The following is a 21,309-nucleotide window of genomic DNA, read 5'->3' as shown; positions in this document are numbered from 1 at the left end:
GTTGTGATCTTCTGCGTCGACAACAGAAATGATCGACGGGAGCCGCGAGCTCGCTCAAGAGCCGACCGCACCCCAGCCACGCGAGCACGAGCAGTCAGGCTTCAACCCCGATCAAGTTCGAAGAGCCTTCTTGGCTCGGGCTTCCCGAGGACCGATCAAGCAAATGGCGGACTACGGTCAGTGTCACCACAAGGATCACCCATGCTGCAATCCCGGCCGGAATTGAACCGACAGCCTGCCCGATCGACCAACGGACGGATCTACACAGGCCAACGAACATCAGATCTTGAAGTTCCCAGAGCCCGTCAGGCCCAGGTTTACGCCCGCGAAATCGACACGGGCTCTGATGAATCCTTGATTACAAGGGCAGGGCAGACACCACGTCGATCGCCCTCGAACGGACCTGACCAGCGGATCCGGATGGTCGCCGTGCGGTTGAATGCGTCGGCGTTGCTGTACTGGTTGCTGTACTGGTTGCTGTACAGCAGACCTCAGCCTTCGGGCTCGATGGCAAGGGCCGACGAAGTCGGTCCGCGGCAGCCGATCGCCCAGCCACGTGCGGTAAGTCCCGAAGTCGGCGATCGTCACGGCCCCAACCCACTTCGAAATCAGCCGTCCGAGCACTTCCCTCGGAGGTAGCGTCTGACACGCGAAGTTGATCAGAAGGGTGCCTGCCATTGGAACTGCAAGATACACGGTTGGACATGTCTCAGAGTGAGCGTGTCAGCAGATACAGCGATGTCGCCAGCGCGTTGGCGTTGCACAGCGACCGGCGGCTCGGTGAGTTGCTGGAGCAAGCGCAGCTTCTGGGGACGGGGATAGGCGGCACCTCCGCCCTGCTGGCCATCGACGGCGTGCCGGTCTTCGCCAAGCGAGTACCACTGACCGACCTGGAACGCCGCGCGGGCAACGTGATGTCCACGGCCAACCTGTTCGGGCTGCCTCCGTTTGCCAGTACGGGATCGGCGGGCCGAGTGAAGAAACTTTGAGCCCATCAAACTCGGAGGGTGATCTGGCTGTCGCCCCCGGCCTGCTCCGCTTCGCTGGCTGGGATCGCCTCGAAGCGGTCGCCGGGAGCCTCAATCTCGGTGACTTCCAAGGGGCGTCCGTCGCTGCTGAGCATGACTCGGCGGACGATCAGAAGCGGGGTGCCGATGGGTTCCATGTTGAGGTCTTCCCACGTGTCGCCGTACGGCATTTGCGCGTGGACGCTGGTGATCCAGCGCAGCGAGCCATGCATGCGCTCCAGGCGGACGTAGTACTCCTCCGGCGCGACCTCATCCTCTAGCCGTGGCTGGCCTTCGTGGGTGGTGACGGTGCCTACCTGGTCGGCCAGGACGTAGGAGCTGAGGTGGATGCGGGCGTGTGTCTTGGTGTGCTGCCAGTGGGCGTAGCGGTAGAGGCCCATGCGGCCTCGGCGCACGTTCAGGGTGTCGGCCGTTGAGCCTTCGATGCTCATGAAGATCGGCATATTGGGGCCAAGCCGCGAGTCGGCACGCTCTGCGTCGCTGGGGACGGTGACGTGTTCCCAGCCCTGGCGCGAAGGGTCGTAGGCCGGGCTGAGAAGATCTTCCCGTTCTGCGGCGCCCAGGAGGATGAGCCGGCGGTCGGGGGTCGGGCGGACGAAGGTGCCCCTTCCGTGCGCGACGGTGAGGAGTCCTTCGCCGACGAGCTGGGCGATGGCCTTCCGGATGGTGGGCCGCGAAGTGGCGTACTCGTTGGCGAGGAACGCCTCGCCTGGTAGCGCCTGGCCAGGCTTGTAGTGGTCTTGCAGCACGTCGGTGCGCAGTAGGTCGGCGATGACCCGCCACCGGGCCGCTGTCTTGTCGTCGGTCATGCTCTTTACCTCCCGCTCTACATTTGCTCTTTACAAGAGGTAGCACGTCTTGGCTACCATGTCGATATGGGCCAAGACGTAGCACGTGTTGAAGCAACAGTCGGAGCCGATGCGAAGGAGGTTGTCATCAGCAGCAAGGAGGTAGTGAACGGCGGCCAGCCGGAGTGGCTGGCTGATCTCGCGCGAGTCGTCAACGATCCCGGCTACTCGCGGTGGAAGTCCATGGTCGCCGCCATTGGCGGATGCGCTCACCCGATCCACCTGACGGGAGAGTCCATGATCGTGGATGCGGGTACGGGCGAGGTGCTACACAGCTACCGCACGGAGGACGAGCCGTCCGGGCGGCTCCTGGTGGCTTGCGGCAATCGCCGCGCCTCGGTCTGCCCCTCCTGTTCAGAGGTCTACCGCGCCGACACGTTCCAGCTCATCCGTGCTGGACTGTCGGGCGGCAAAGGCACCCCCGAGACCGTGAGCAGCCATCCTCGGGTCTTCGTGACCCTGACGGCTCCTTCGTTCGGGCCCGTCCACTCCCTGCGTGACGGAAAGCCTTGCCGTCCGCGTAGGCGAGAGGGGGTGTGTGAGCACGGGCGGCCGGTCGGCTGCAGTGTCCGGCATGAGCCGCACGATCCGTGCCTCGGTCAGCCGCTCTGTCTAGACTGTTACGACTACGTCGGGGCCGCGCTCTGGCAGGCGCACGCGGGCGGGCTCTGGCATCGCTTCGCCCTGGAAGTGCGCCGCAGCCTGGCGAGTGAAGCCGGTCTGAGCCGACGGCAGTTCAGCCGTCTGGTCCGGGTGTCGTTCGCCAAAGTCGCCGAGTACCAGCGGCGGGGCCTGATCCACTTTCACGCCATCGTCCGGCTCGACGGACCAGCGGCAAGACCAAGACTGAAGCCAAGGCCAAGCTCAAAGAGATCATCCGCGACCATGAGGACGGGCTTGCCAGCGGCCCGGCGAACTACACCGTGGCGGACGCCGTGACGAGTTGGCTCGCCTACGGCCTGCATGGCCGCAACCAGACCACGGTTATCAACTACCGGACCTTGTGCGACAAGCACATCCTCCCCGACCTGGGCGCCCGCAAGTTGCGCGAGCTGAGCGCCGAGGACGTGGACCGGTGGCCCGTCAGCAAGGCCAAGCTCCTCAGCGCCCGCACGGTGCGGCTGCTCCACTCGTGCCTGAACCGCGCGGTGAAGTTTGCCCAGGCCCGCGACAAGGTCAAGCGCAACGTGGTGGGCCTGTGCGAGATCCCGGAAGGCAAGGAAGGCCGCCCGTCCAAGTCCCTCACCCTCGACCAGGCGACCGCCCTCCTCGACGCGGCCGAGGGCACACGCCTATACGCCTACGTCGTCCTGTCGCTGCTGATCGGTGCCCGTACGGAAGAGCTGCGGGCGCTCACGTGGAAGGAGGTGGATCTCGTCGGCGATCCGGACAAGGACATCCCGCCGTGGATCGCCGTGTGGCGCTCGGTACGCGAAGGAGGCGACACCAAGACCAAGCGCTCACGGAGATCACTAGCGCTGCCCAAGCGATGCGTGGAAGCGCTCAAGACGCACCGGGAGCAGCAGCGCAGGGACAAGAAGGAGGCAGGCGAGAAGTGGCAGGATCATGGGCTCGTCTTCGCCTCGCTCGTCGGTACACCCCTCGCCGCCCACAACGTCCGCCGCGCTTTCCGGAAGATCGTCAAGGATGCCGGAATGCCCGCCTACTACTGGACACCCCGCGAGATGCGGCACAGCTTCGTCTCACTGCTCTCCGACTCCGGCGTCCCCCTGGAGGACATCGCCCGCCTCGTCGGCCACAGTGGCACCGCCGTCACCGAAGCCGTCTACCGTAAGCAGATCCGCCCCGTACTCCTGCAAGGAGCTGCGGCGATGGACACCCTCTTCGCCCGGTAGTCACTCAGTTGGTCACTCAGCAATGCGAAAGGGTGCCACCCTGATGAGTGACACCCTGCTCGACCAGCGAAAACCTGGTCGGGACGACAGGATTTGAACCTGCGACCCCTTGACCCCCAGTCAAGTGCGCTACCAAGCTGCGCTACGTCCCGGTTGTGTCGGTTGCTCCCTGTGGAGCGCGACGTCATAACCTTAGCGCACATCGGAGGTGTACGCGCACACGTGAAGCGGGAGCGGAGGTGGCCGGTGGGGCGTAAGCCGACCATCGATCGAAGGGAGCTGGCCGAGCTGGTCGCCCAGGGAATGAGCGTGCAGGAGCTGGCTGCTCATTTCGGGGTCAGCGAGTCCGGGGTGTTGCAGGCGAAGCGGGCTGCGGGGCTGGCCAAGCCGATGATGGACCACGGTGACGCCGTGCCGTGGAAGCTCGCCCGGGCGCATGCCCAGTCGGGGCCCGCGACCAATCTGCGTAACCTGTCGGCGGCCGCGCAGGGGAAGCCGCCGGCGGCCGAGCGGATGAACACCGCGCTGCGGTGGGCGCAGCGGCTCGTCGATGCCGGACTGGATGTCCGGTACGACGCCGCTGAAGGGTTCAGCGAGGTCCCCGCTCCCCCATCAGGCTCACATGTCGCAGCCGTGCTCGCGGCGGCGAGAAAAGGGCTCGAAGGCCGCTGAGCACGCCCTGGCCGGTATGGCCGGGTGAGTTTCACATGCCTGTTCGAGGGCAGTCGCGGTCTCAACATAGAGACCGGAGGCGAACATCATGACCACCTATGTCTGGGTGGCCGTCGTCGTGGTCGCGGTGGTGGCGGTCGCCGCAGTCGTGTACGTCATGCTTCAGCGGCAGCAGCGCCGTAACCATCTCCGCGAACGTTTCGGCCCAGAGTACGAACGCATGGTCGCCGAGCGTGAGAACCGGCGGGAAGCCGAGCAGGAGCTGCTCGCCCGCGAGCAGCGTCACGCCGAGCTCGACATCCGGCCCCTCCCCGCGGAGGCCCGCGACACCTACGCCAACCGGTGGACCGAGGTGCAGGAGCGCTTCGTGGACGCGCCGGGGTTCGCGGTGACCGAGGCGGATCAGCTGGTCACGGCGGTCATGGCGGAACGGGGCTACCCGACGGAGGACTTCGAGCAGCGGCTGTCCGACCTGTCGGTGGGGCACGCGGCGACTCTCGATCACTACAGGACGGCTCACGAGATCAGCGGGCGGGCGGCCAGGAAGGAGGCCTCCACAGAGGAGCTCCGGCAGGCCATGGTGCACTACCGCGCGCTGTTCGAGGAGCTGCTGCAGAAAACCACCCGAGGAGGACGGTGACACGATATGAGCAGCGACGAGCTGAAAGTGCCGTCGCAACGCGCCGATGAGCGCGCTGATCAGTACGCCGATAAGCGGACTGATGAGGGTGCTGACGTGACGGAAGGGCGCTCCCCAAGCGGTCAGCCCGGCGGCGATCTCGCCGATGAGGAGGAATTCGCTCGAAGCGAGCAGGCCACCACGCCCGCCTCTGGGCAGGTGGACGAAGAGGACGACGACAAGCTGAGGGCCGAGAGCCCCAGGAACGACGACGAATATGCGGCGGCCGTCCCGGGCGCCGTCGTGACTCCCGCTCCCGAGGACGAAGACGCCCCCTACCGGGATCCGTACGCCAGGACCGGCGGTGGTGACATGCTGTCCGAGCCGGAGCCGGAGCCGGAGTCTGTCGCCGAGCCGGAGCCCGAGTCTGCGGCCGAGCCCGAGTCTGCGGCCGAGCCGGAGTCTGCGGCCGAGCCGGAGTCTGCGGCCGAGCCGGAGCCCGAGTCTGCGGCCGAACCGGATCCGGCCCACGCGCCGGGGCACGCCGCTCCCGAGGACGTCGTCCTGTTCGATCAGGATCCCGCCCAGGTGCAGGCCCGCTGGCGCGACCTGCAGGCGTCCTTCGTGGACGATCCCGGCGATGCCGTGCAGCGCGCCGACGGCCTGGTGGGCGAGGTGGTGGAGTCGCTCACCAGCAGCCTCGCCACCCGTATGGACGCCTTGCGCGACCGCTGGAAGGACACCGAGTCCTCCGACACCGAGCAGCTGCGCCTGGCGCTGCGCGACTACAGGAACGTCCTGGAACGCCTGCTGGCCCTGTCCGGAACGCAGGGCACGCAAACGTACCAGGCGTCAGGCCACCCGAGTGAGGGATCGAGGTGACATGACATGCTCGCGATAGTGGCAGCGATCATCTTCGGGCTGGGCTTCCTGCTCGACCTGGTCGGTGTGCGGATTCCCGGAGGGTTCTCGGGGATGACGTTCGCGTTGCTGGGGCTGTGCCTGCTGGCCCTGCATCAGGCAGGGGTCGGCACGGCCGGCATCCGCACCGGGTACAGCAACTGGCGCGGCCGGGCCCGCCGCTGACAGCAGTTCGGGCGGGTTCAGCCCGCCCAAGGCAGCAAGTGGCGGGTTCAGCCCGCCCAAGACAGCAAGTGGCGGGTTCAGCCCGCCCAAGGCAGCAGGTGGCGGGTCCAGCCCGCCCCCGGCAACAGCAACGTCCGCCGCCGGTGAGCACCGGCGGCGGACGCGTGTTCGGGCGACGGACGCGTTCAGTCCTTGCCCGGGAAGCGCATGATCACCGTGCTGCCGCCGTTGCCCACGCGCAGCGTCAGGTCGGACGACAGCAGACGGGCCACCCACAGGCCCATGCCGCCCACGGCGCCCGGCATCGGCCCCGGTTTCCACGAGCCCTCGTCGTGCACCTCGACGACCAGGTCCCCGCTCGCCGTCCAGGTGCGCAGGGTGGCGGGCTCGGCCCCGTGGGTGACGGCGTTGGTCGCGACCTCGTTGACGGCGATGACGAAGTCGCCGACGGCCTCCTCGGCCATACCGGCGTCACGGGCCTCGTCCTCAGCGAACTGCCGGACCCGTGGCAGATCCGGCAGTCGGAAACGGAGCCGTCTCACGGGCGCGCCGGGTGGCGGGCTCGTGTAGCCCGAAGGAGGCTCTACGTCCTCGTTCACCCGGCGACCTTCTTCTCAGCCGACCAGCTCGCTACGTAGCTGGTCGAGGACCTTGCGGAGGATGCGCGAGACGTGCATCTGGGAGATCCCGAACTCGGCCGCGATCTCGGCCTGCGTCATGTTGCCGAAGAACCGCAGCAACAGGATGTGCTTCTCGCGCGAGGGAAGCGCGTCGATGAGGGGTTTGACGGCCTCCCTGTCGACCATCGTGCTCAACGTGTCGTCGTCCTCCGGGATGACGTCGCCGAGGGAGGCGGCGTCGTCGTCGGTGCCGAGCGGCGCGTCGAGCGACAACGTGCTGTAGGCGGCGGAGGCGTCGAGGGTCAGCAGGACGTCCTCCTCGGTGATGTTCATCTTGGCGGCCAGCTCGGCCACGGTCGGCGACCTGCCGAGGTCCTGGCTGAGGTCGGCGACGAGCCTGTTGAGCTCGGAGCGCCGTTCCTGATAGAGGCGGGGCACTCGGATGGCCCAGGTGCGGTCGCGGAAGTGACGCTTGACCTCGCCGGTCATCGTGACGACCGCGTAGCCCCTGAAGGCGTGCCCGAGGCTCGGGTCGAAGCCGTTGACGGCCTTCATCAGGCCAACATACGCGGCTTGGAGGAGATCCTCCAAAGGTTCGCCCCGATACCGGTATCGCCTGGCAATCTCCATGGCGAGCGGCCGGTGCATCTCGACGATGCGCTCGCGCAGCCGCTCCTTATGGCTGTCCGGTGTCTCGTCCCTGGCCATCTCGGCCAGGAGCTCTTCTGCTGTCATCTCCTCGAGGACGTATTCCTGCACAGCCATCGCTGCTCCTCATATGGACGCAGGCGGCCTCTGCTGAGCAGAAAAGCCCATGCAGTGGCGCGCCTCGCTCTTCTCTCGAGACGAAAGCCCGCTGCTGGACTTCGGATCCAGTGTCCCCCGTGTCGTCAGAAGTATTCCTCCCTCGTGCGGTGACAGTAGGGTTGCTGCGTGACAATGCCGGAGAACGGCGACGGGCCCGCGGCCGCCCTGAGCCTGACGTCGTCGACCGTCGACGGGATCACCGTGATCCGAGTCGACGGCGTGCTCGACGCGACCACGCGCGAGCAGTTCGCCGATTACCTGTCGATGGCGGGTTCCGATGTGATCCTCGACCTGGCGGGGGTGACGTTCATGGACTCGCGCGCACTCGGCCTGATCGTGCACCACTGGCAGACGAGCCTGGCGTCGGGCGCGCGGTTCGCGCTCATCGGAGTGGAATACTCCAAGTCCAAGGTGATGTGGATCACGGGGCTGGCTCAACGGCTGCCGCTCTACGACTCGCTCGACGACGCTCTCGCCGCCATTGGATAGCTGAGGTCGGCTGAATACCCGACCTCAGCGGCGCGACTTGCGCTGGTGCTCGTCGACCAGGAGCCTGGCCAGGTCGGCCACCTTGACCTGGTGGTGCTGGGAGATCCTGCGCAGCTCCTCGAACGCGGCCTCGGCCGTGCATCCGCTGGTCTGCATGATGATGCCTTTGGCCTGGTCGATGACGGACCGCCCGGCGAGCGCCGCCTGCAGTTGGGCGGCGTCGGTACGGACCTCGTCGAACTCCGACATGTTGGCCATGGCCACACCGAGTTGCTCGGTCAGCATGTCGGTGAGCGAGTGGGCGCCCTGTGCCGAGAACGCGCCAGGGCGTACGGAGTACAGGCCGACGACCAGCTCGGCGGGCGCCACGTCGATGGGCACGACCAGCGCCGAGCGCACGCCCCATCGGGTGGCCAGCGCGTCGTAGCGCGGCCATCGGCTGTCGGTCAGCACGTCCGCCACGGAGGCGCGGGCCCCGCTCTTCCTGGCCTCGATGGACGGGCCTTCACCCAGCTCACGCTCGCCCTCAACGAGCATGATCAGCTCGCTGTGCGAGCCGGAGACCAGGACTCGGTGGTCGCGCCAGTGCTCGGCGGAGGCCCCCGAGCAGCCCGGCACGCCGGCCGCCAGCGCCGTGGTCAGCCCGCGCAGCACGCTCTCCGTCGACGTGTCCTCGCCCAGCCGGCCCAGCGTGGCCAGATCGCGGGCGAGACCGGGGGTGATCATCGCGGTTGATTCCATAGCGATAAGGCTCTACCCCCATATAGCAGTCAATATCCTGAGTGGCGTAGCGTCAGAGGGTGACCATGCCGGACCTCGAACACGCGCTGGACGCGCTGGCCGGGCGCGTCTCGTCGCTGCGTGAAGCGAGGACCGCCTACCCCGCCGACCTGGCGCAAACCCTGGACGCCGCGCTCGCCGAGCTCGACACGGCGGTCGAGTTGCTGGCCGAGGCCGGCGAGCAGCTACGCAAGGGCGCCAAGCGGGGCGGGGGCAAGAAGGACGGCGCGCAGCGGGAGCTGAAGCTGCTGCGCCAGGTGTTCCGGGCGTTCCCGGTGCCGGTGATCGTGCTGGACGGCGGGGGCGTGGTCAGGAGGATCAACCCGGAGACCTCGCGGATGCTCGGCAGCCCCGACGGATACCTGGTGGGGCGCTCGTTCCCGCTACTCGTGGACGTGTCGCGGCGAGCGGCGTTCCGCTCGCATCTGACGTCGGTGCTGCAGACCGGGCAGCCGTCGGCGTTCGAGACCCGGCTGGCGCACCAGGGGCGCACCCACACGGTGCAGGTGGCGCTGACCCGGCTGACCATGCCGGGCGAGCCGCAGCAGATGGTGGCGGCCGTGGCGCTGCCGACCGAGGTGCAGCTGCCCGAGCCGGGCGCGCGGCGGCCCGAGCAGTCCGACGGAGCGTTGCTGATCGCCGCGGCCAAGCGGCAGGACCTGCTGGTCAAGATGGGCAAGCTGCTGCTCGACGAGCAGGCGCTGCTGCGTCCTGTCGCGATGGCGCGGGCGACCCGGCTGCTGGCGGCCGAGTGGGCGGACTGGGTGGTCGCCGATCTTGTACGCGGCGGGTTGCCGCGCCGCTCGGTCGTGATGGGGCCCAAGGATCATCCGGTCGGCGAGCTCGTACGCCAGATCGAGGCGGCCGATCCGGCCGCCGGCCACGTGGTGCTGCAGGTGCTGGAGCGGGGCTCCGGCGTGGTGCAGGAGATGGTGGACGACGAGACCATGCTGGGCTTCTGCGCCGAGGGCCCGGTGCTGACGGCGATGGGCGCGGGCTCGATGGTGTGCGTGCCGATCGGGGCCGGCGACGGGGCGCTGACGCTGGTGCGCACACACGAAAGGCCGCCGTTCACGCTGGCGGACCTGGCCGTGATGCAGGAGGTGGGGCTGCAGCTCGGGCTGGCGGTCCGCGCGCAGAGCACTTACCAGAGCCGTTCGCGGGCGGCGGACGCGCTTTCGGCGAGCGTCGCGCCGCGCAACCTGCCCGACGTGCCCGGCTACGAGGCGGCGGCCGTCTACCACCCGGGCTCGTCGGTGGGCGCGGAGTTCTACGACGTGTTCCCGGTCTCCAAAGGGTGGGGGTTCGCGCTGGGCGGCGCGGCAGGCAAGGGCGAGGAGGCGGCGTCGGTCAGCGCCATGGTGCGCGGCGGGCTGCGGGTGCTGAGCACCTGGGAGTCCGATCCCGACCTGGTGATGCGCAAGGTCAATGAGGCGCTGGTCGCGCAGGGCACCGGCATGTTCGTGATGGCGGTGGCGGGGTTCGTACGAGGTCGTGAGATCCGGCTGTCGTCGGCCGGGCACCATCCCGCCATACTGCTGCAGCCCGACGGCGGCGTGCGGTACGCGGCCGGCGGCGGTGTGCCGCTGGGCATCGCGCCCGAGGCTGAGACCGGGGTGGAGACGCTGACGGTCTGCTCGGGCGAGACGCTGCTGCTGTACTCGGAAGGGCTGATCTCCTCCAGGAACGAGCAGGGCGAGCCGTACGGCGAGGAGCGTCTGGCCGACGTGCTCGGCCGGTGCGCGGGCCAGGCGCCGTCCACCGTGGTCAAGGCGGTGGAGTCGGACCGGAACGCGTTCTCAGCCGGCCAGGTGTGGGATGAGATCGTGGTTTTGGCCCTCCGAGGTGTCTGATCTGTAGGGGTTTGCGAACGCAGTAAACCTGGGTATCGTCGTAGACGTAGACGCATGTGCCTAAGACGCAGGCACACCTTAAACGCTTTCCACGCTGCTGAGGTGTGCCATGAATATTGCGATCGTCGCATCTGCCGGGGGAAACCAGCGCCACCGCATACTCGCGGTCGCACGCCAGCTGGGGCGCGAGCATCACGTCACCATCTACTCCCGCCGTGACAACGCCGAGGGCAAGCCCAGGACGCGGGTGGCCCCGGGGGTCACGCTGGAGCAGCTCCAGGTGGGCCCGCCCAAGGACCTGCCGGCCGACGACGTGGTGCCGTACCTCAACGACCTCGGCGACCACCTCATGCGACGATGGAACCAGGACCGTCCCGACGTGATCCACGCCCACACCTGGACCTGGGGCCTGGCCGCCGTGGCCGGCGCCAAGGGGTTGTCGGTGCCGGTCACGCAGACGTTCCACACCGTCGACACGCTGCACAAGGACGTGGAAAGGGCCCTGGGTCGCAGGGCGAACGCGGTCATCGCGGGCTCGGGCGACGAGGAGTCGGCGCTGATCCGGCTCGGCGTGCCGCGCGGCAACATCGCGATCGTCCCCTACGGCGTCGACACCGAGCGCTTCCAGCGGCGCGGCCCGATGGCCACGCGCGGCTCGCGCAAGCGGCTGCTGCACGTCGGCCCGCTCACGCCGGAGCGCGGCGCGTACACCATCGTGCGGGCGCTGCAGGGACTCTCCGACGTCGAGCTGATCATCGCCGGCGGGCCCGAGCCCGATGACCTCGACGACGACAGGGACGTGCGCCGCCTGCGCTCCCTGGCCGAGCAGCTCGGCGTCGACGACCGGGTGACGCTGCTGGGCCAGGTCAAGCGGGCGGCGGTGCCGAAGCTGATGCGCAGCGCGGACGCCGTGGTGTCGGTGCCGCGCGAGGCCGTCACCGGGATCGTCGCGCTGGAGGCCATGGCCTGTGGCGTGCCGGTGATCGCCTCGGCCGTCGGCGCGCACCTGGACTCGGTCATCGACGGCGTCACCGGCCTGCTGGTGCCGCCCGACCGGCCGGCACGTACCGCGCGGCTGGCCCGCGAGCTGCTGTGGGACCCGACCCTGCGGACCGCGCTCGGGTACGCGGGCGCCGACCGGGCCCGCTCGCGTTACTCCTGGGAGCGGGTGAGCCAGGAACTGGTACGGGTCTACGAGGCGGCCTGCGCCTGACCCCCTCCGCGAAACGGCCCCGGCTCTGCCGGGGCCGTTTTTCGTGGCCGGGAACGGGCGGCGTGTGCGAGGAGGAGATGCTGCGCGACCACGAGGCGCTGACCCGCTCCCTGCTCGGAGCCACGGATCCGGTGACCGAAGTGATGGATGAGATGGATGGGGTGTTACCGGAGTGAAATCTTTGCTTCTATGGGGCGCATGCTCAGACGCAGTTCGATCACGGCTGCGGCGGCGCTCCTGAGCGTCGCCGCGCTCCCCCAGACCGCGCAAGCACACACGTGGGGCCCACCCGTCCTCGTGGAGAACTTCAACGGCTCCTCGATCAACACGAGCAAGTGGATGATCTACCACTCCCCCAACGCCGAGCGGAATCCCCGCACAGGCCGGGCGGCCACGGTCGCGAACGGCGTCCTGCGCCTCAAAGGCGGCATGTACGGCGGCAAGGACCTGTCGGGCGGCGTGGCCACCCGGCACGCGCAGAAGTACGGCCGGTGGGAGGTCAGGTTCCGGGCAGAGGCGGGCGCCGGTTACACGCCGGTGGCGCTGCTGTGGCCGACGGCGCAGGGCCAGGGCGGCGGCTACGCCGAGGTCAACTTCGCCGAGATCGTGGACCCGAAGCGGCAGGGCGGCGGCATCTTCGTGCACGGCGGTCACGGCCGGGCCCAGCGACTGTTGCGTGCCGACTTCACCCGCTGGCACACGGCGGCCGTGGACTGGCTGCCGGGGCGGCTGACGTTCTGGTTGGACGGCAGGAAGGTGTGGGACTACCGCGGCGCGTACGCCCCCGACGGCGGCCGGATGGGGCTGGCGCTGCAGAACGACGTGGTGTGCGAGCCGCGCTGCCGGGACGCCTCGACGCCGGCCACCGTGTCGATGTACGTCGACTGGGTGAAGGTCTACAAAGCGTCGTGACCCAGCAGCCTGGCGGCCTTGAGCCCCAGGTGCACGGCCAGGCGGTCGTCGCCGTCCGACAGGTCCCTGTGCGTGAGCCGCTCGGCCTTGCCCAGCCGGTAGTAGAGCGTCTGCCGGTGGATGCCGAGCTCGGCGGCCGTCTTCTGGGCGTGGCCGCCGCGGTCGAGGTAGACCTCCACGGTCTGCGCCAGCTCCGCGTCCAACGCGGCGGTCTCGGCGGCCAGCTCGCGTAGGTCCGGCCGGCCGAGCCGGGCCAGCAGACGGTGCACGCCCAGGTCCTCCCAGCGGGCGACGGGAGAGTGCCGCGGGAAGTGCTCGGCGATGCGCAACGCCTGGCGGGCCTCGCGCCAGCTCAGCCAGGCGTCGGCCGAGTCGGCCCTGGGCGCGCCGACGCCGGCCGCGGTGCCGTACGCGCTCTGGACGGTCTGCGCCACCTCGCCGGCCAGGTGGGCGGGGGCGAGCAGGGCGACCGGCGAGCCGGGGCGAGACAGGACGCCGCGCGGGAGCGTCCAGAGCTCGGCGAGGCGTTCCTGCGACTCGCGTACGGCGATGGCCGTGACCGGCCCGGTGAGCTCGATGGACACCCCGGCGCGTTCCTCGGGGTCGGGCGAGAACAGCGCCAGCAGGCCGCGCCCTAGGTCGCGGCGGCTCCTGGCCTCCTGGGCGAGCGCGGCGGCGGCCCTGGCCACGAGCGGCGCGGCCGAGCGCAGCCGCTCGCCGGTGAGCACGCCCGAGTCGAGCAGCCACAGGTAGCCGTAGACGACGTCGCCGTGCCGCAGCGGCCAGCACACCCTGGCCAGGACCTTGAGGTCGGCGTCGCCGGGGATCCTGACCGGGCCTTCGGCCTTGGCGATGCCGTAGCGTTCGAAGTAGTCGCGCACCTCGCCGGTGGCGCGCCTGCGCAGGATGGACTCCTGGCGGACCGTGTCGATGTCGCCGTGCTGCGCGCCGTAGGCCAGCAGCCGGAACGAGCGGTCCTCCAGCGTCGCGGACGCCCCCAGCCGGGTGGCGATCTCGTCGACGAGCTCTTGTAGGTCGGCCGAGTTGTGCATTTGTACAACAGCCTGCCACACGCCGCGTTACGCGCGTCGATGGCCCCCTCTGAGCTGCGTTTTTAAACTGAGTGCATGCTCGGTCAACTGCTGCTCGCCGCTTCAGGGAGCGGCGTCGTACGTCGTGCCGTCTCCGGCCTCCCGCTCACCAGAAAGGTGGTGGGGCGGTTCGTCGCGGGCGAGACCGTCGGGGAGGCCCGCGACGCCGTCGAACGGCTGCGTGACGCCGGCCTCGCCGTCACGATCGACCACCTCGGCGAGGAGACGCGCAACGCGCGTGCCGCCGAGGCCACCGCGAACGCCTACATCAAGCTGCTGGAGGCGCTGCGGCCGCTGGAGCTCGGCGCCAAGGGCGAGGTGTCGGTGAAACTGTCGGCCGTCGGGCAGCGGCTCGACGAGACCATGGCGCTGGAGCACGCCCGCGAGATCTGCGCCGCCGCCGCGGCGAACGGCTCGGCCGTCACGCTCGACATGGAGGACCACACCACGGTCGACTCCACGCTCGGCATCCTGCGCAAGCTGCGCGAGGACCACCCGTCGACGGGCGTGGCGATCCAGGCGTACCTGTTCCGCAGCGAGGAGGACTGCCGCGACCTGGCGGCGGAGGGCTCCAGGGTGCGGTTGGTCAAGGGCGCCTACCGCGAGCCCGCCTCGGTCGCCCACCAGGGGAAGAGCGCCGTGGACAAGGCGTACGTGCGATGCCTGCGGATCCTCATGGCGGGGAAGGGGTACCCCATGGTGGCGACGCACGACGACCGCATGATCGCGATCACGGAGCTGCTCGCCGACCGATACGGGCGAGCGATCGGCGACCACGAGTTCCAGATGCTCTACGGAATCCGGACCGACCGGCAGGAGGCCCTGGCCGGGGCCGGTCACACGGTCCGCGTCTACGTCCCGTACGGCGACGACTGGTACGGCTACTTCATGCGCCGCCTGGCCGAGCGCCCGGCCAACGTCGCCTTCTTCCTTCGCGCCCTTGGGGGTAAGTAATGGATGCCATCAGCAACGTCCCCGTTCCCGCAAACGAGCGGGTGTACGGCTACGCGCCGGGCAGCGCCGAGCGCAGCGCGCTCGAGGACCGCGTCAAGGAGCTGGCCGGGGCGTCGGTCGACCTCACCATGACGATCGGCGGCGAGCAGCGGCTCGGCGGCGGCGCGCCCATCAACGTCGTGCAGCCGCACAACCATGCCTCCGTCCTGGGCCGTACCAACGACGCTACGGCCCAGGACGTGCGGGACGCGATCTCCGCTGCGCTCCAGGCGGCACCCGCGTGGCGGGCGCTGTCGTTCGACGAGCGGGCCGCGATCTTCCTCAAGGCGGCGGACCTGCTGGCCGGTCCCTGGCGGGCGACGCTGAACGCGGCCACGATGCTGGGCCAGTCCAAGTCGGTGCAGCAGGCGGAGATCGACGCAGCCTGTGAGCTGATCGACTTCCTGCGGTTCAACGTGGCCTACGCCCGGCAGCTCTACGCCGACCAGCCGATGTCGTCGCCCGGCGTGTGGAACAGGATGGAGTACCGGCCGCTCGAGGGGTTCGTGCTCGCGATCACGCCGTTCAACTTCACCGCCATCGCCGGAAACTTGCCGACATCTGCCGCTTTGATGGGGAATGTCGTCGTCTGGAAGCCGTCGCCGACGCAGCAGTTCGCCGCGCACTTCACGATGCGGCTGCTGGAGGCGGCCGGGCTGCCTCCCGGTGTGATCAACATGGTCACCGGCAACGGCCAGGCTGTCTCCGACGTCGCCCTCACACACCCCGCGCTGGCCGGCATCCACTTCACCGGCTCCACCGCGACGTTCCAGCACCTGTGGAGCACGGTCGGCGCCAACATCGCCTCTTACCACGGCTACCCGCGGCTCGTCGGCGAGACCGGCGGCAAGGACTTCGTGGTGGCCCACCCGTCCGCCGACCCGGGTGTGCTCGCGACGGCGCTGGTCAGGGGGGCGTTCGAGTACCAGGGGCAGAAGTGCTCGGCGGCCTCGCGGGCCTACGTGCCGCGCTCGGTCTGGAACCGGATGCGCGACGACTTCGTCGCCGCCACCGAGTCGCTGACCGTGGGTGACGTCTCCGGGGACCTGTCGACGTTCATGGGCGCGGTCATCGACGGCCGGGCCTTCGCCAAGCACAAGGCGGCCATCGACCGGGCGCGGGCGGCCTCGAACATCGACATGCTCACCGGCTCGTACGACGACAGCGTCGGATATTTCGTGAAGCCGACCATCCTGGAGTGCGCCGACCCCGCCGACGAGATCTTCGTCAAGGAGTACTTCGGCCCGATCCTCGGCCTGCACGTCTACGAGGACCGTGACTTCGACCAGGTGCTCGACCAGATGGAGGGCATCGCCCCGTACGCGCTGACCGGGTCGATCATCGCGCAGGACCGCTACGCCATCGCCGCGGCCTCGGACCGGCTGCGCTTCGCGGCGGGCAACTTCTACGTCAACGACAAGCCGACCGGGGCGGTCGTGGGGCAGCAGCCGTTCGGCGGCGCCCGCGCCTCCGGCACCAACGACAAGGCGGGCTCGATCTTCAACCTGATCCGGTGGGTGAACGCCCGCACGATCAAGGAGACGTTCGTCCCGCCCACCGACCACCGTTATCCGCACATGGGCTGATTTCTCAGCTCATCCCGCTCCGAGAGCCCCTGGGTCCTGCCCCCGGGGGCTCTCGGCATGTCGGCCGGGCGACTTCCCGCCACAATGATCGCGTGATCGATCACTACCGCGATCTCTTCCAGCGGCACGGGTGGCTGGAAGACTCACTCTGCTGGACCGTCGTGCAACCCCGCGACGAGGAGCTGACGGTCGACGATCTCCTGTGGCGGCTGAACGGAGGCCGTGATCCCGAGGAACGCGTCATGGCCTACCCCAGGGAGGACGCCCTGGGAGAAGACCGACCTGTCCTCTTGGTCGTCGAGGGCGAAGGATCATGGGGTTTCCTCGAGTTCACCTACGGCTACGCCACGCCGGACCACATCATCACCGATCTCAGCAGGGACTCGCGCGTGTGGATGACGACCTGGCATTTCAACGGGGGATGGACGATCCTCTACGCGGCCGACGGCAAGATCAGGGCACGGATGCGCGATTTCATCTTCGTCGCGCACCGGATCGAGGACGGCGATCCCGGCGTCCTGGCCGGCTTCCGCGCCATGCTCGACAGCCTCGGCCCAGAGGATTACAGCGGCAAGCGCGGCGCGGCGTTCGCGTTCATCGAGGCGGAAACCGGCGTGGGACTCGAGAGCGACTCAGTGGATGTGGAAGACGCTCCCGTCATCATCCTCGACCACCTGGACGCGTGACCCAGAGAACCGGGTTCGGCGTAATGTGCAATACCTGTGTCGTTGACGCCATCCCCGGGCCGCGACCAGCATGAAGGCATGCATCGGCGGGTCCTGATCGTTGTCTTCCCCGGTTTCCAGCTGCTCGACATGGCCGGTCCTGCCGACGTGTTCGCGACGGCGAACCTGCTCGTATCCGAGGACGGGTACCGGGTGGAGGTGGCGGCCCCGCGCGGGGGCGCCATCCGAGCCGGGAACGGCATCGAGGTCACGGCGGCGGCGCTCGGCGAGGTCGAGGGTCCTGTCGACACGCTGCTCGTGGTGGGCGGCCTGTCCATGCCGGCGCAGGTGAAGGACGAGGAACTGGTCGGCGGCATCGCCAAGCTGGCGGGCACGGCGCGGCGGGTGGCCTCGGTGTGCAACGGGGCGTTCCTGCTGGCCGAGGCCGGGCTGCTGGACCACCGCCGGGTCACCACGCACTGGCTGGCCGCCCATGACCTCCAGTCCCAGTACGCGTGCGTCGAGGTGGACGCCGATCCTCTCTACATCGAGGACGGCGACGTGTGGACCTCGGCGGGCGTGTTGTCCGGCGTGGACCTCGCGCTGGCGCTGGTGGCCAGGGACCACGGCCACGCGCTGGCCCGCGACGTCGCCCGCGGGCTCGTGGTTTATCTGCACAGGCCGGGCGGGCAGAGCCAGTTCAGCACCCCGATGCGGACGCTCACGCCGCGCAGCGAGCCGCTGCGGGAGCTCCAGGCGTACATCGACGCCCATCCGGAGGCGGACCTGAGCGTGCCCGCGCTCGCGCGGCGTGCGGGGATGAGCGAGCGCCACTTCTCCCGCGTCTTCACGCAGCAGACGGGCCTCTCCCCCGGCCGGTACGTCGAACGCAGCCGAGCCGACGCCGCCAGGCGGCTCCTGGAGGTCACCGATCATCCCCTGGACACGGTGGCCAGGGAGTCGGGGCTCGGCACACCAGAGACCCTCTACCGCGTCTTCCGCCGCCACTGGCGGATCTCACCCGGCGATCACCGCCGGCGTTTCCAATCGAAGGAGAAGTAGCCATGCACGTGGCCATCCCGCTCTATCCCCGTTTCACCGCGCTCGACGTGGTCGGCCCGTACACGGTGCTGGCCTTCGCACCCGGCTGGACGGTCACGCTCGTCGCGGCGCAGGCCGGGCCGGTGACCGACGACCAGGGCAGCCTCACCCTCACCGCCACCGCCTCGTACGCGGATGTGGACCGCCCCGACGTGATCGTGGTGCCGGGTGGCCTGGGGACCCTCGAGGCGATGTCCGACGAGGCACTGCTGGCGTGGATCCAGCAGGCCCACGAGCACACGCGGTGGACGACCTCCGTCTGCAGCGGCTCGCTCCTGCTCGGGGCGGCCGGACTGCTGGAAGGGCTGGAGGCGACCAGCCACTGGGCCGTCCTGGACATGCTCCGGCAGGTCGGGGCGGAGCCGGTGAGCGAGCGCGTGGTGGCCCAGGGCAAGATCGTGACCGCCGCAGGTGTGTCGGCGGGGATCGACATGGCGCTGACGCTGCTGGGGCAGGCCGCCGACGTGGCAACGGCGCAGGCCGTGCAGCTGGCCATCGAGTACGACCCGCACCCGCCGTTCCACGCCGGATCGCCGAAGACCGCGCCGGAAGGGACGTCCGAGCGCGCGCTCAAGCTCATCACCTAAGGTGTGATCTCCCCTGGCCTGTCTCGGCCGGCTCCCACCCGGGAGCACGTGGAAATGGGTAACCGCACGCCCGAGTGACGGTCGCGGAGCGGGCGACTGTGGCGACGGTGAGGGACTCGCCAGGCCGTAAGATCGCGGCATCGCCGTTGATCGCACGGGACGTGTATCGTCGGGAACCATGTTCCGCCCTCTGCACGCCGGAGAGCCGACCCGGCTGGGTGACTACCGCATCGTGGCGGGCCTCGGTGAGGGCGGGCAGGGCGTGGTCTACCTGGCCGAGGACGCCTCGGGCGAGCGGGTGGCAGTCAAGGTGCTGCACGCCAGGCTGGCCGGGAGCAGCGAGGCGCGCGAGCGGTTCTTACGCGAGGTGGACGCGGCCATGCGGGTGGCGGCGTTCTGCACGGCCCGCGTGCTGGACGTGGCGGTCGACGGCGACCGGCCCTACATCGTGTCGGAGTTCATCGACGGCTTGTCGCTGGAGAATTCCGTCCGCGAGCACGGGCCCAGGTCCGGCGGCGCGCTCGACCGCATCGCGGTCAGCACGGCGACCGCGCTTGCGGCGATCCACCGGGCTGGGATCGTCCACCGTGACTTCAAGCCGTCCAACGTCCTGCTGGGCTCCGACGGCCCCCGGGTGATCGACTTCGGCATCGCGCGCGCGATCGACCTCACCGCCACCGGCGGCTCGGTGGGCACCCCGGCGTACATGGCTCCCGAGCTGATCCACGGTGAGCCGGCGCAGCCCGCGTCCGACGTGTTCAGCTGGGCGGTGACCGTGGCCTTCGCCGCGACCGGCCGCGCGCCCTTCGGCCAGGACACGCTGCCCGCGGTGATGTACCGCATCCTCAACGCCCAGCCGGATCTGGACGGCGTTCCCGAGCCCCTGCGCGCCCTGCTCGCCCGCTGCCTGGCCAAGGCGCCGCAGGAACGTCCCACGGCAGCCGAGGTCCTCCACCTCCTCCTCGGCCATGGCCAGACCTCGACCAAGCCCGTCGGCGGTGACTCGGCCGCGCACCCGACCGGAGCTCCCCCAGCCGGGGCTCCTGAGACCGGAGTGACCCCCGTCTGGGCGCCTTCTGCCGGCATGCCGCCGGCCGGGCCGTCCTCCGTCTGGCCCGCCGGGACACCCACTCGGGGAACGCCGCCCACGGGTGGCGTTCCGCCCGCCGACCTCACCACAGACCAGCGCCAGCGGAGGCGGTCCAGGCTCCTGGTGGCGGGCTCGGCCGCCGCCGTGGCGGTGCTGGTGAGCGTGATCGTGGTGGCCCTGGAAGGGGGAGGGAGCGACTCCACGGCGACACCCACGCGCTCGGCGAACACGGGCATACCGTCGGCGACGGTCAGCGTCGCCGCCCGGCCGTACGGCAGGCTGGTGGCGAAGACCACCCTCGGCGGCGAGGTGAACAGCCTTGCGGTGAGCACCTACGGCGGTCAGCGAGCGGTGCTGGCCGGCAGCACCAAGGGCGTGGCCAAGGCGTGGAGGTTCGATACGCGCCCCAGCGAGATGGCCGAGCTGAAGAACTCCGGCGGCGAGGAGACGGACGCCGCCATCGACGTGGGCGAGGTGGACGGGCAGGCGGCCATGTTCCAGCGCCTGCAGAACGGTGGGGTCATCGTTTCCGGCGGGGAGAGCCTCGAGCCGCTCGGCCCTGCCTACAAAGGCCACCAGAAGATCGTCTACACGATCGCCGCCGCGCAGGTGTCGGGCAAGACGGTCCTGGTCAGCGGTGACGAGGCCGGAAAGGTCCACGTGTGGGACCCGGAGACGGGCAAGGACTCCGGGCCCCAGCCCAAGACGGCGGGCGACGACCCGGTGTTCGGTGTCGCGACCGGCACGATGGACGGGCACCCGTTCGCGGTGACCGCGTCGGCCGACGACACCGCGCAGGTGTGGAACCTGGAGACCGGCGCCCTGGCCGCCACCTTCCGCGGTCACATCGGTGACGTCTTCACCGTGGCGACCGCGGTGATGGACGGCCAGCCTTTGGGGATCAGCGGCGGTTCCGATCACAAGGTCCGCGTCTGGGACCTGCGCAGCGGCCAGGAGGTGACCTCGTTCTCCGGTCACACCGCCGAGGTCGCCTGCCTGGCGGTGGGGCGGGTCAAGGGTCGCGCGGTCGTCGCCTCCGGGGGGTTCGACGGGACCATCCGTGTGTGGGACCTGCGCAGCGGCAAGCCGATCGGCGACCCGCTGAAGTCTCCCGGCGGGCGCGTCTACTCAGTGGTGATCGCCGAGGACGACGGGGAGTCCTGGCTGGCCGCGGGCGACGTCAAGGGAAACGTCACAGGATGGAGCCTCGGCCCATCCTCCCCTTAGAGCGGCCCCGCACCCACTCCTCGGGCGCCCCCGCCTTCTCCTCGCGTCACCGGGCCATTTCCTCCCCGCGCTGGCGCACCAAGTCGTCACTGCAAGGACGTGCGCATGCGTGCCACCGTAGGCCGCCGGCAGAGGCAGCGGGTCGGTGCACGGGCCTCCGCCAGGGGCGCGCTGCGGTCCGAGCTC

22 protein-coding genes and 1 tRNA gene are annotated in these 21,309 nt (G+C 69.5%); 17 read left to right on the top strand and 6 right to left on the bottom strand.

Annotation, left to right across the window (positions count from 1 at the left end; translation table 11 throughout):
* Positions 1–677: 677 nt before the first annotated feature.
* A complete protein-coding gene (locus ACTWPT_RS04495) occupies positions 678–989 on the top strand; it encodes a hypothetical protein (protein ID WP_443175928.1) in 312 nt (103 codons plus the stop codon).
* 5 nt (positions 990–994) lie between these two features.
* On the opposite strand, the gene ACTWPT_RS04490 is transcribed toward ACTWPT_RS04495, so the two are convergent.
* Positions 995–1,837 (bottom strand): GntR family transcriptional regulator, encoded by an 843-nt coding sequence (locus tag ACTWPT_RS04490; protein ID WP_443175927.1) that lies wholly within the window; start codon positions 1,835–1,837, stop codon positions 995–997.
* Positions 1,838–1,981: 144 nt separating this feature from the next.
* Between ACTWPT_RS04490 and ACTWPT_RS04485 the strand changes: the two genes are divergently transcribed.
* A complete protein-coding gene (locus tag ACTWPT_RS04485; protein WP_443175926.1) occupies positions 1,982–2,815 on the top strand; it encodes a replication initiator in 834 nt (277 codons plus the stop codon).
* On the top strand, positions 2,812–3,732 hold the full coding sequence (locus tag ACTWPT_RS04480; protein WP_443175925.1) for a tyrosine-type recombinase/integrase: 921 nt from the start codon (positions 2,812–2,814) through the stop codon (positions 3,730–3,732). The genes ACTWPT_RS04485 and ACTWPT_RS04480 overlap by 4 nt, the downstream gene beginning before the upstream one ends.
* Positions 3,733–3,807: 75 nt before the next feature.
* On the opposite strand, the gene ACTWPT_RS04475 is transcribed toward ACTWPT_RS04480, so the two are convergent.
* Positions 3,808–3,884 (bottom strand) — tRNA-Pro (locus ACTWPT_RS04475).
* Between the two features lie 94 nt (positions 3,885–3,978).
* Here ACTWPT_RS04475 and ACTWPT_RS04470 point away from each other — a divergent pair.
* The 4 genes from ACTWPT_RS04470 (at position 3,979) to ACTWPT_RS04455 (ending at position 6,109) form a co-directional block, all read left to right on the top strand.
* Complete coding sequence (locus ACTWPT_RS04470) at positions 3,979–4,404, top strand: hypothetical protein (protein WP_443175924.1); 426 nt, start codon at positions 3,979–3,981, stop codon at positions 4,402–4,404.
* 88 nt (positions 4,405–4,492) lie between these two features.
* Positions 4,493–5,044 carry a hypothetical protein gene (locus ACTWPT_RS04465; protein ID WP_443175923.1) on the top strand — a complete coding sequence of 184 codons (552 nt, stop codon included), beginning with the start codon at positions 4,493–4,495 and terminating at the stop codon, positions 5,042–5,044.
* Positions 5,045–5,140: 96 nt separating this feature from the next.
* Positions 5,141–5,905, top strand: coding sequence for a hypothetical protein (locus ACTWPT_RS04460; RefSeq protein ID WP_443175922.1), 765 nt, complete (start codon positions 5,141–5,143; stop codon positions 5,903–5,905).
* Positions 5,906–5,911: 6 nt separating this feature from the next.
* The gene (locus ACTWPT_RS04455) at positions 5,912–6,109 is read left to right on the top strand and encodes a hypothetical protein (protein ID WP_138668425.1); all 198 of its coding nucleotides are present in this window, start codon (positions 5,912–5,914) and stop codon (positions 6,107–6,109) included.
* A gap of 185 nt (positions 6,110–6,294) precedes the next feature.
* Here the strand turns inward: ACTWPT_RS04455 and ACTWPT_RS04450 are convergent, their stop codons facing one another.
* The gene (locus tag ACTWPT_RS04450; protein ID WP_443175921.1) at positions 6,295–6,708 is read right to left on the bottom strand and encodes an ATP-binding protein; all 414 of its coding nucleotides are present in this window, start codon (positions 6,706–6,708) and stop codon (positions 6,295–6,297) included.
* 15 nt (positions 6,709–6,723) lie between these two features.
* Positions 6,724–7,494 (bottom strand): SigB/SigF/SigG family RNA polymerase sigma factor, encoded by a 771-nt coding sequence (locus tag ACTWPT_RS04445; RefSeq protein WP_443175920.1) that lies wholly within the window; start codon positions 7,492–7,494, stop codon positions 6,724–6,726.
* A 174-nt stretch (positions 7,495–7,668) separates the two neighbouring features.
* Here ACTWPT_RS04445 and ACTWPT_RS04440 point away from each other — a divergent pair, with 174 nt between their 5' ends.
* Positions 7,669–8,025: an STAS domain-containing protein gene (locus ACTWPT_RS04440; protein WP_443175947.1), complete on the top strand. Its 357-nt coding sequence runs from the start codon at positions 7,669–7,671 to the stop codon at positions 8,023–8,025.
* A gap of 24 nt (positions 8,026–8,049) precedes the next feature.
* On the opposite strand, the gene ACTWPT_RS04435 is transcribed toward ACTWPT_RS04440, so the two are convergent.
* Positions 8,050–8,766: an ANTAR domain-containing protein gene (locus ACTWPT_RS04435; RefSeq protein WP_443175919.1), complete on the bottom strand. Its 717-nt coding sequence runs from the start codon at positions 8,764–8,766 to the stop codon at positions 8,050–8,052.
* A 65-nt stretch (positions 8,767–8,831) separates the two neighbouring features.
* On the opposite strand from ACTWPT_RS04435, the gene ACTWPT_RS04430 reads away from it, so the two are divergent.
* From ACTWPT_RS04430 to ACTWPT_RS04420, 3 genes are all read left to right on the top strand, one after another.
* Entirely contained in the window at positions 8,832–10,658 is a 1,827-nt protein-coding gene (locus tag ACTWPT_RS04430; RefSeq protein WP_443175946.1) for a SpoIIE family protein phosphatase, read from the top strand.
* 109 nt (positions 10,659–10,767) lie between these two features.
* Positions 10,768–11,871, top strand: a complete 1,104-nt coding sequence (locus tag ACTWPT_RS04425; RefSeq protein ID WP_443175918.1) for a glycosyltransferase — start codon at positions 10,768–10,770, stop codon at positions 11,869–11,871.
* A 198-nt stretch (positions 11,872–12,069) separates the two neighbouring features.
* Positions 12,070–12,783, top strand: coding sequence for a glycoside hydrolase family 16 protein (locus ACTWPT_RS04420; RefSeq protein WP_443175917.1), 714 nt, complete (start codon positions 12,070–12,072; stop codon positions 12,781–12,783).
* Here the strand turns inward: ACTWPT_RS04420 and ACTWPT_RS04415 are convergent.
* On the bottom strand, positions 12,768–13,835 hold the full coding sequence (locus ACTWPT_RS04415) for a PucR family transcriptional regulator (RefSeq protein ID WP_443175916.1): 1,068 nt from the start codon (positions 13,833–13,835) through the stop codon (positions 12,768–12,770). The genes ACTWPT_RS04420 and ACTWPT_RS04415 overlap by 16 nt on opposite strands.
* 75 nt (positions 13,836–13,910) lie before the next feature.
* On the opposite strand from ACTWPT_RS04415, the gene ACTWPT_RS04410 reads away from it, so the two are divergent.
* From ACTWPT_RS04410 to ACTWPT_RS04385, 6 genes are all read left to right on the top strand, one after another.
* Positions 13,911–14,828: a proline dehydrogenase family protein gene (locus ACTWPT_RS04410; RefSeq protein WP_443175915.1), complete on the top strand. Its 918-nt coding sequence runs from the start codon at positions 13,911–13,913 to the stop codon at positions 14,826–14,828.
* Positions 14,828–16,453, top strand: a complete 1,626-nt coding sequence (pruA, locus tag ACTWPT_RS04405; RefSeq protein ID WP_443175914.1) for an L-glutamate gamma-semialdehyde dehydrogenase — start codon at positions 14,828–14,830, stop codon at positions 16,451–16,453. Before ACTWPT_RS04410 ends, pruA begins: the two co-directional genes overlap by 1 nt.
* 92 nt (positions 16,454–16,545) lie before the next feature.
* A complete protein-coding gene (locus ACTWPT_RS04400; protein WP_443175913.1) occupies positions 16,546–17,139 on the top strand; it encodes a hypothetical protein in 594 nt (197 codons plus the stop codon).
* Positions 17,140–17,217: 78 nt separating this feature from the next.
* Entirely contained in the window at positions 17,218–18,180 is a 963-nt protein-coding gene (locus ACTWPT_RS04395; RefSeq protein WP_443175912.1) for a GlxA family transcriptional regulator, read from the top strand.
* A gap of 2 nt (positions 18,181–18,182) precedes the next feature.
* Positions 18,183–18,806, top strand: a complete 624-nt coding sequence (locus ACTWPT_RS04390) for a DJ-1/PfpI family protein (RefSeq protein WP_443175911.1) — start codon at positions 18,183–18,185, stop codon at positions 18,804–18,806.
* 178 nt (positions 18,807–18,984) lie between these two features.
* On the top strand, positions 18,985–21,123 hold the full coding sequence (locus ACTWPT_RS04385; RefSeq protein ID WP_443175910.1) for a protein kinase domain-containing protein: 2,139 nt from the start codon (positions 18,985–18,987) through the stop codon (positions 21,121–21,123).
* Positions 21,124–21,309: the final 186 nt, after the last annotated feature.

The sequence above is a fragment of the Nonomuraea sp. 3N208 genome (genome assembly GCF_052245935.1).
GTDB lineage: Bacteria > Actinomycetota > Actinomycetes > Streptosporangiales > Streptosporangiaceae > Nonomuraea.
This window is presented reverse-complemented; position numbering and strand designations above follow the sequence as displayed.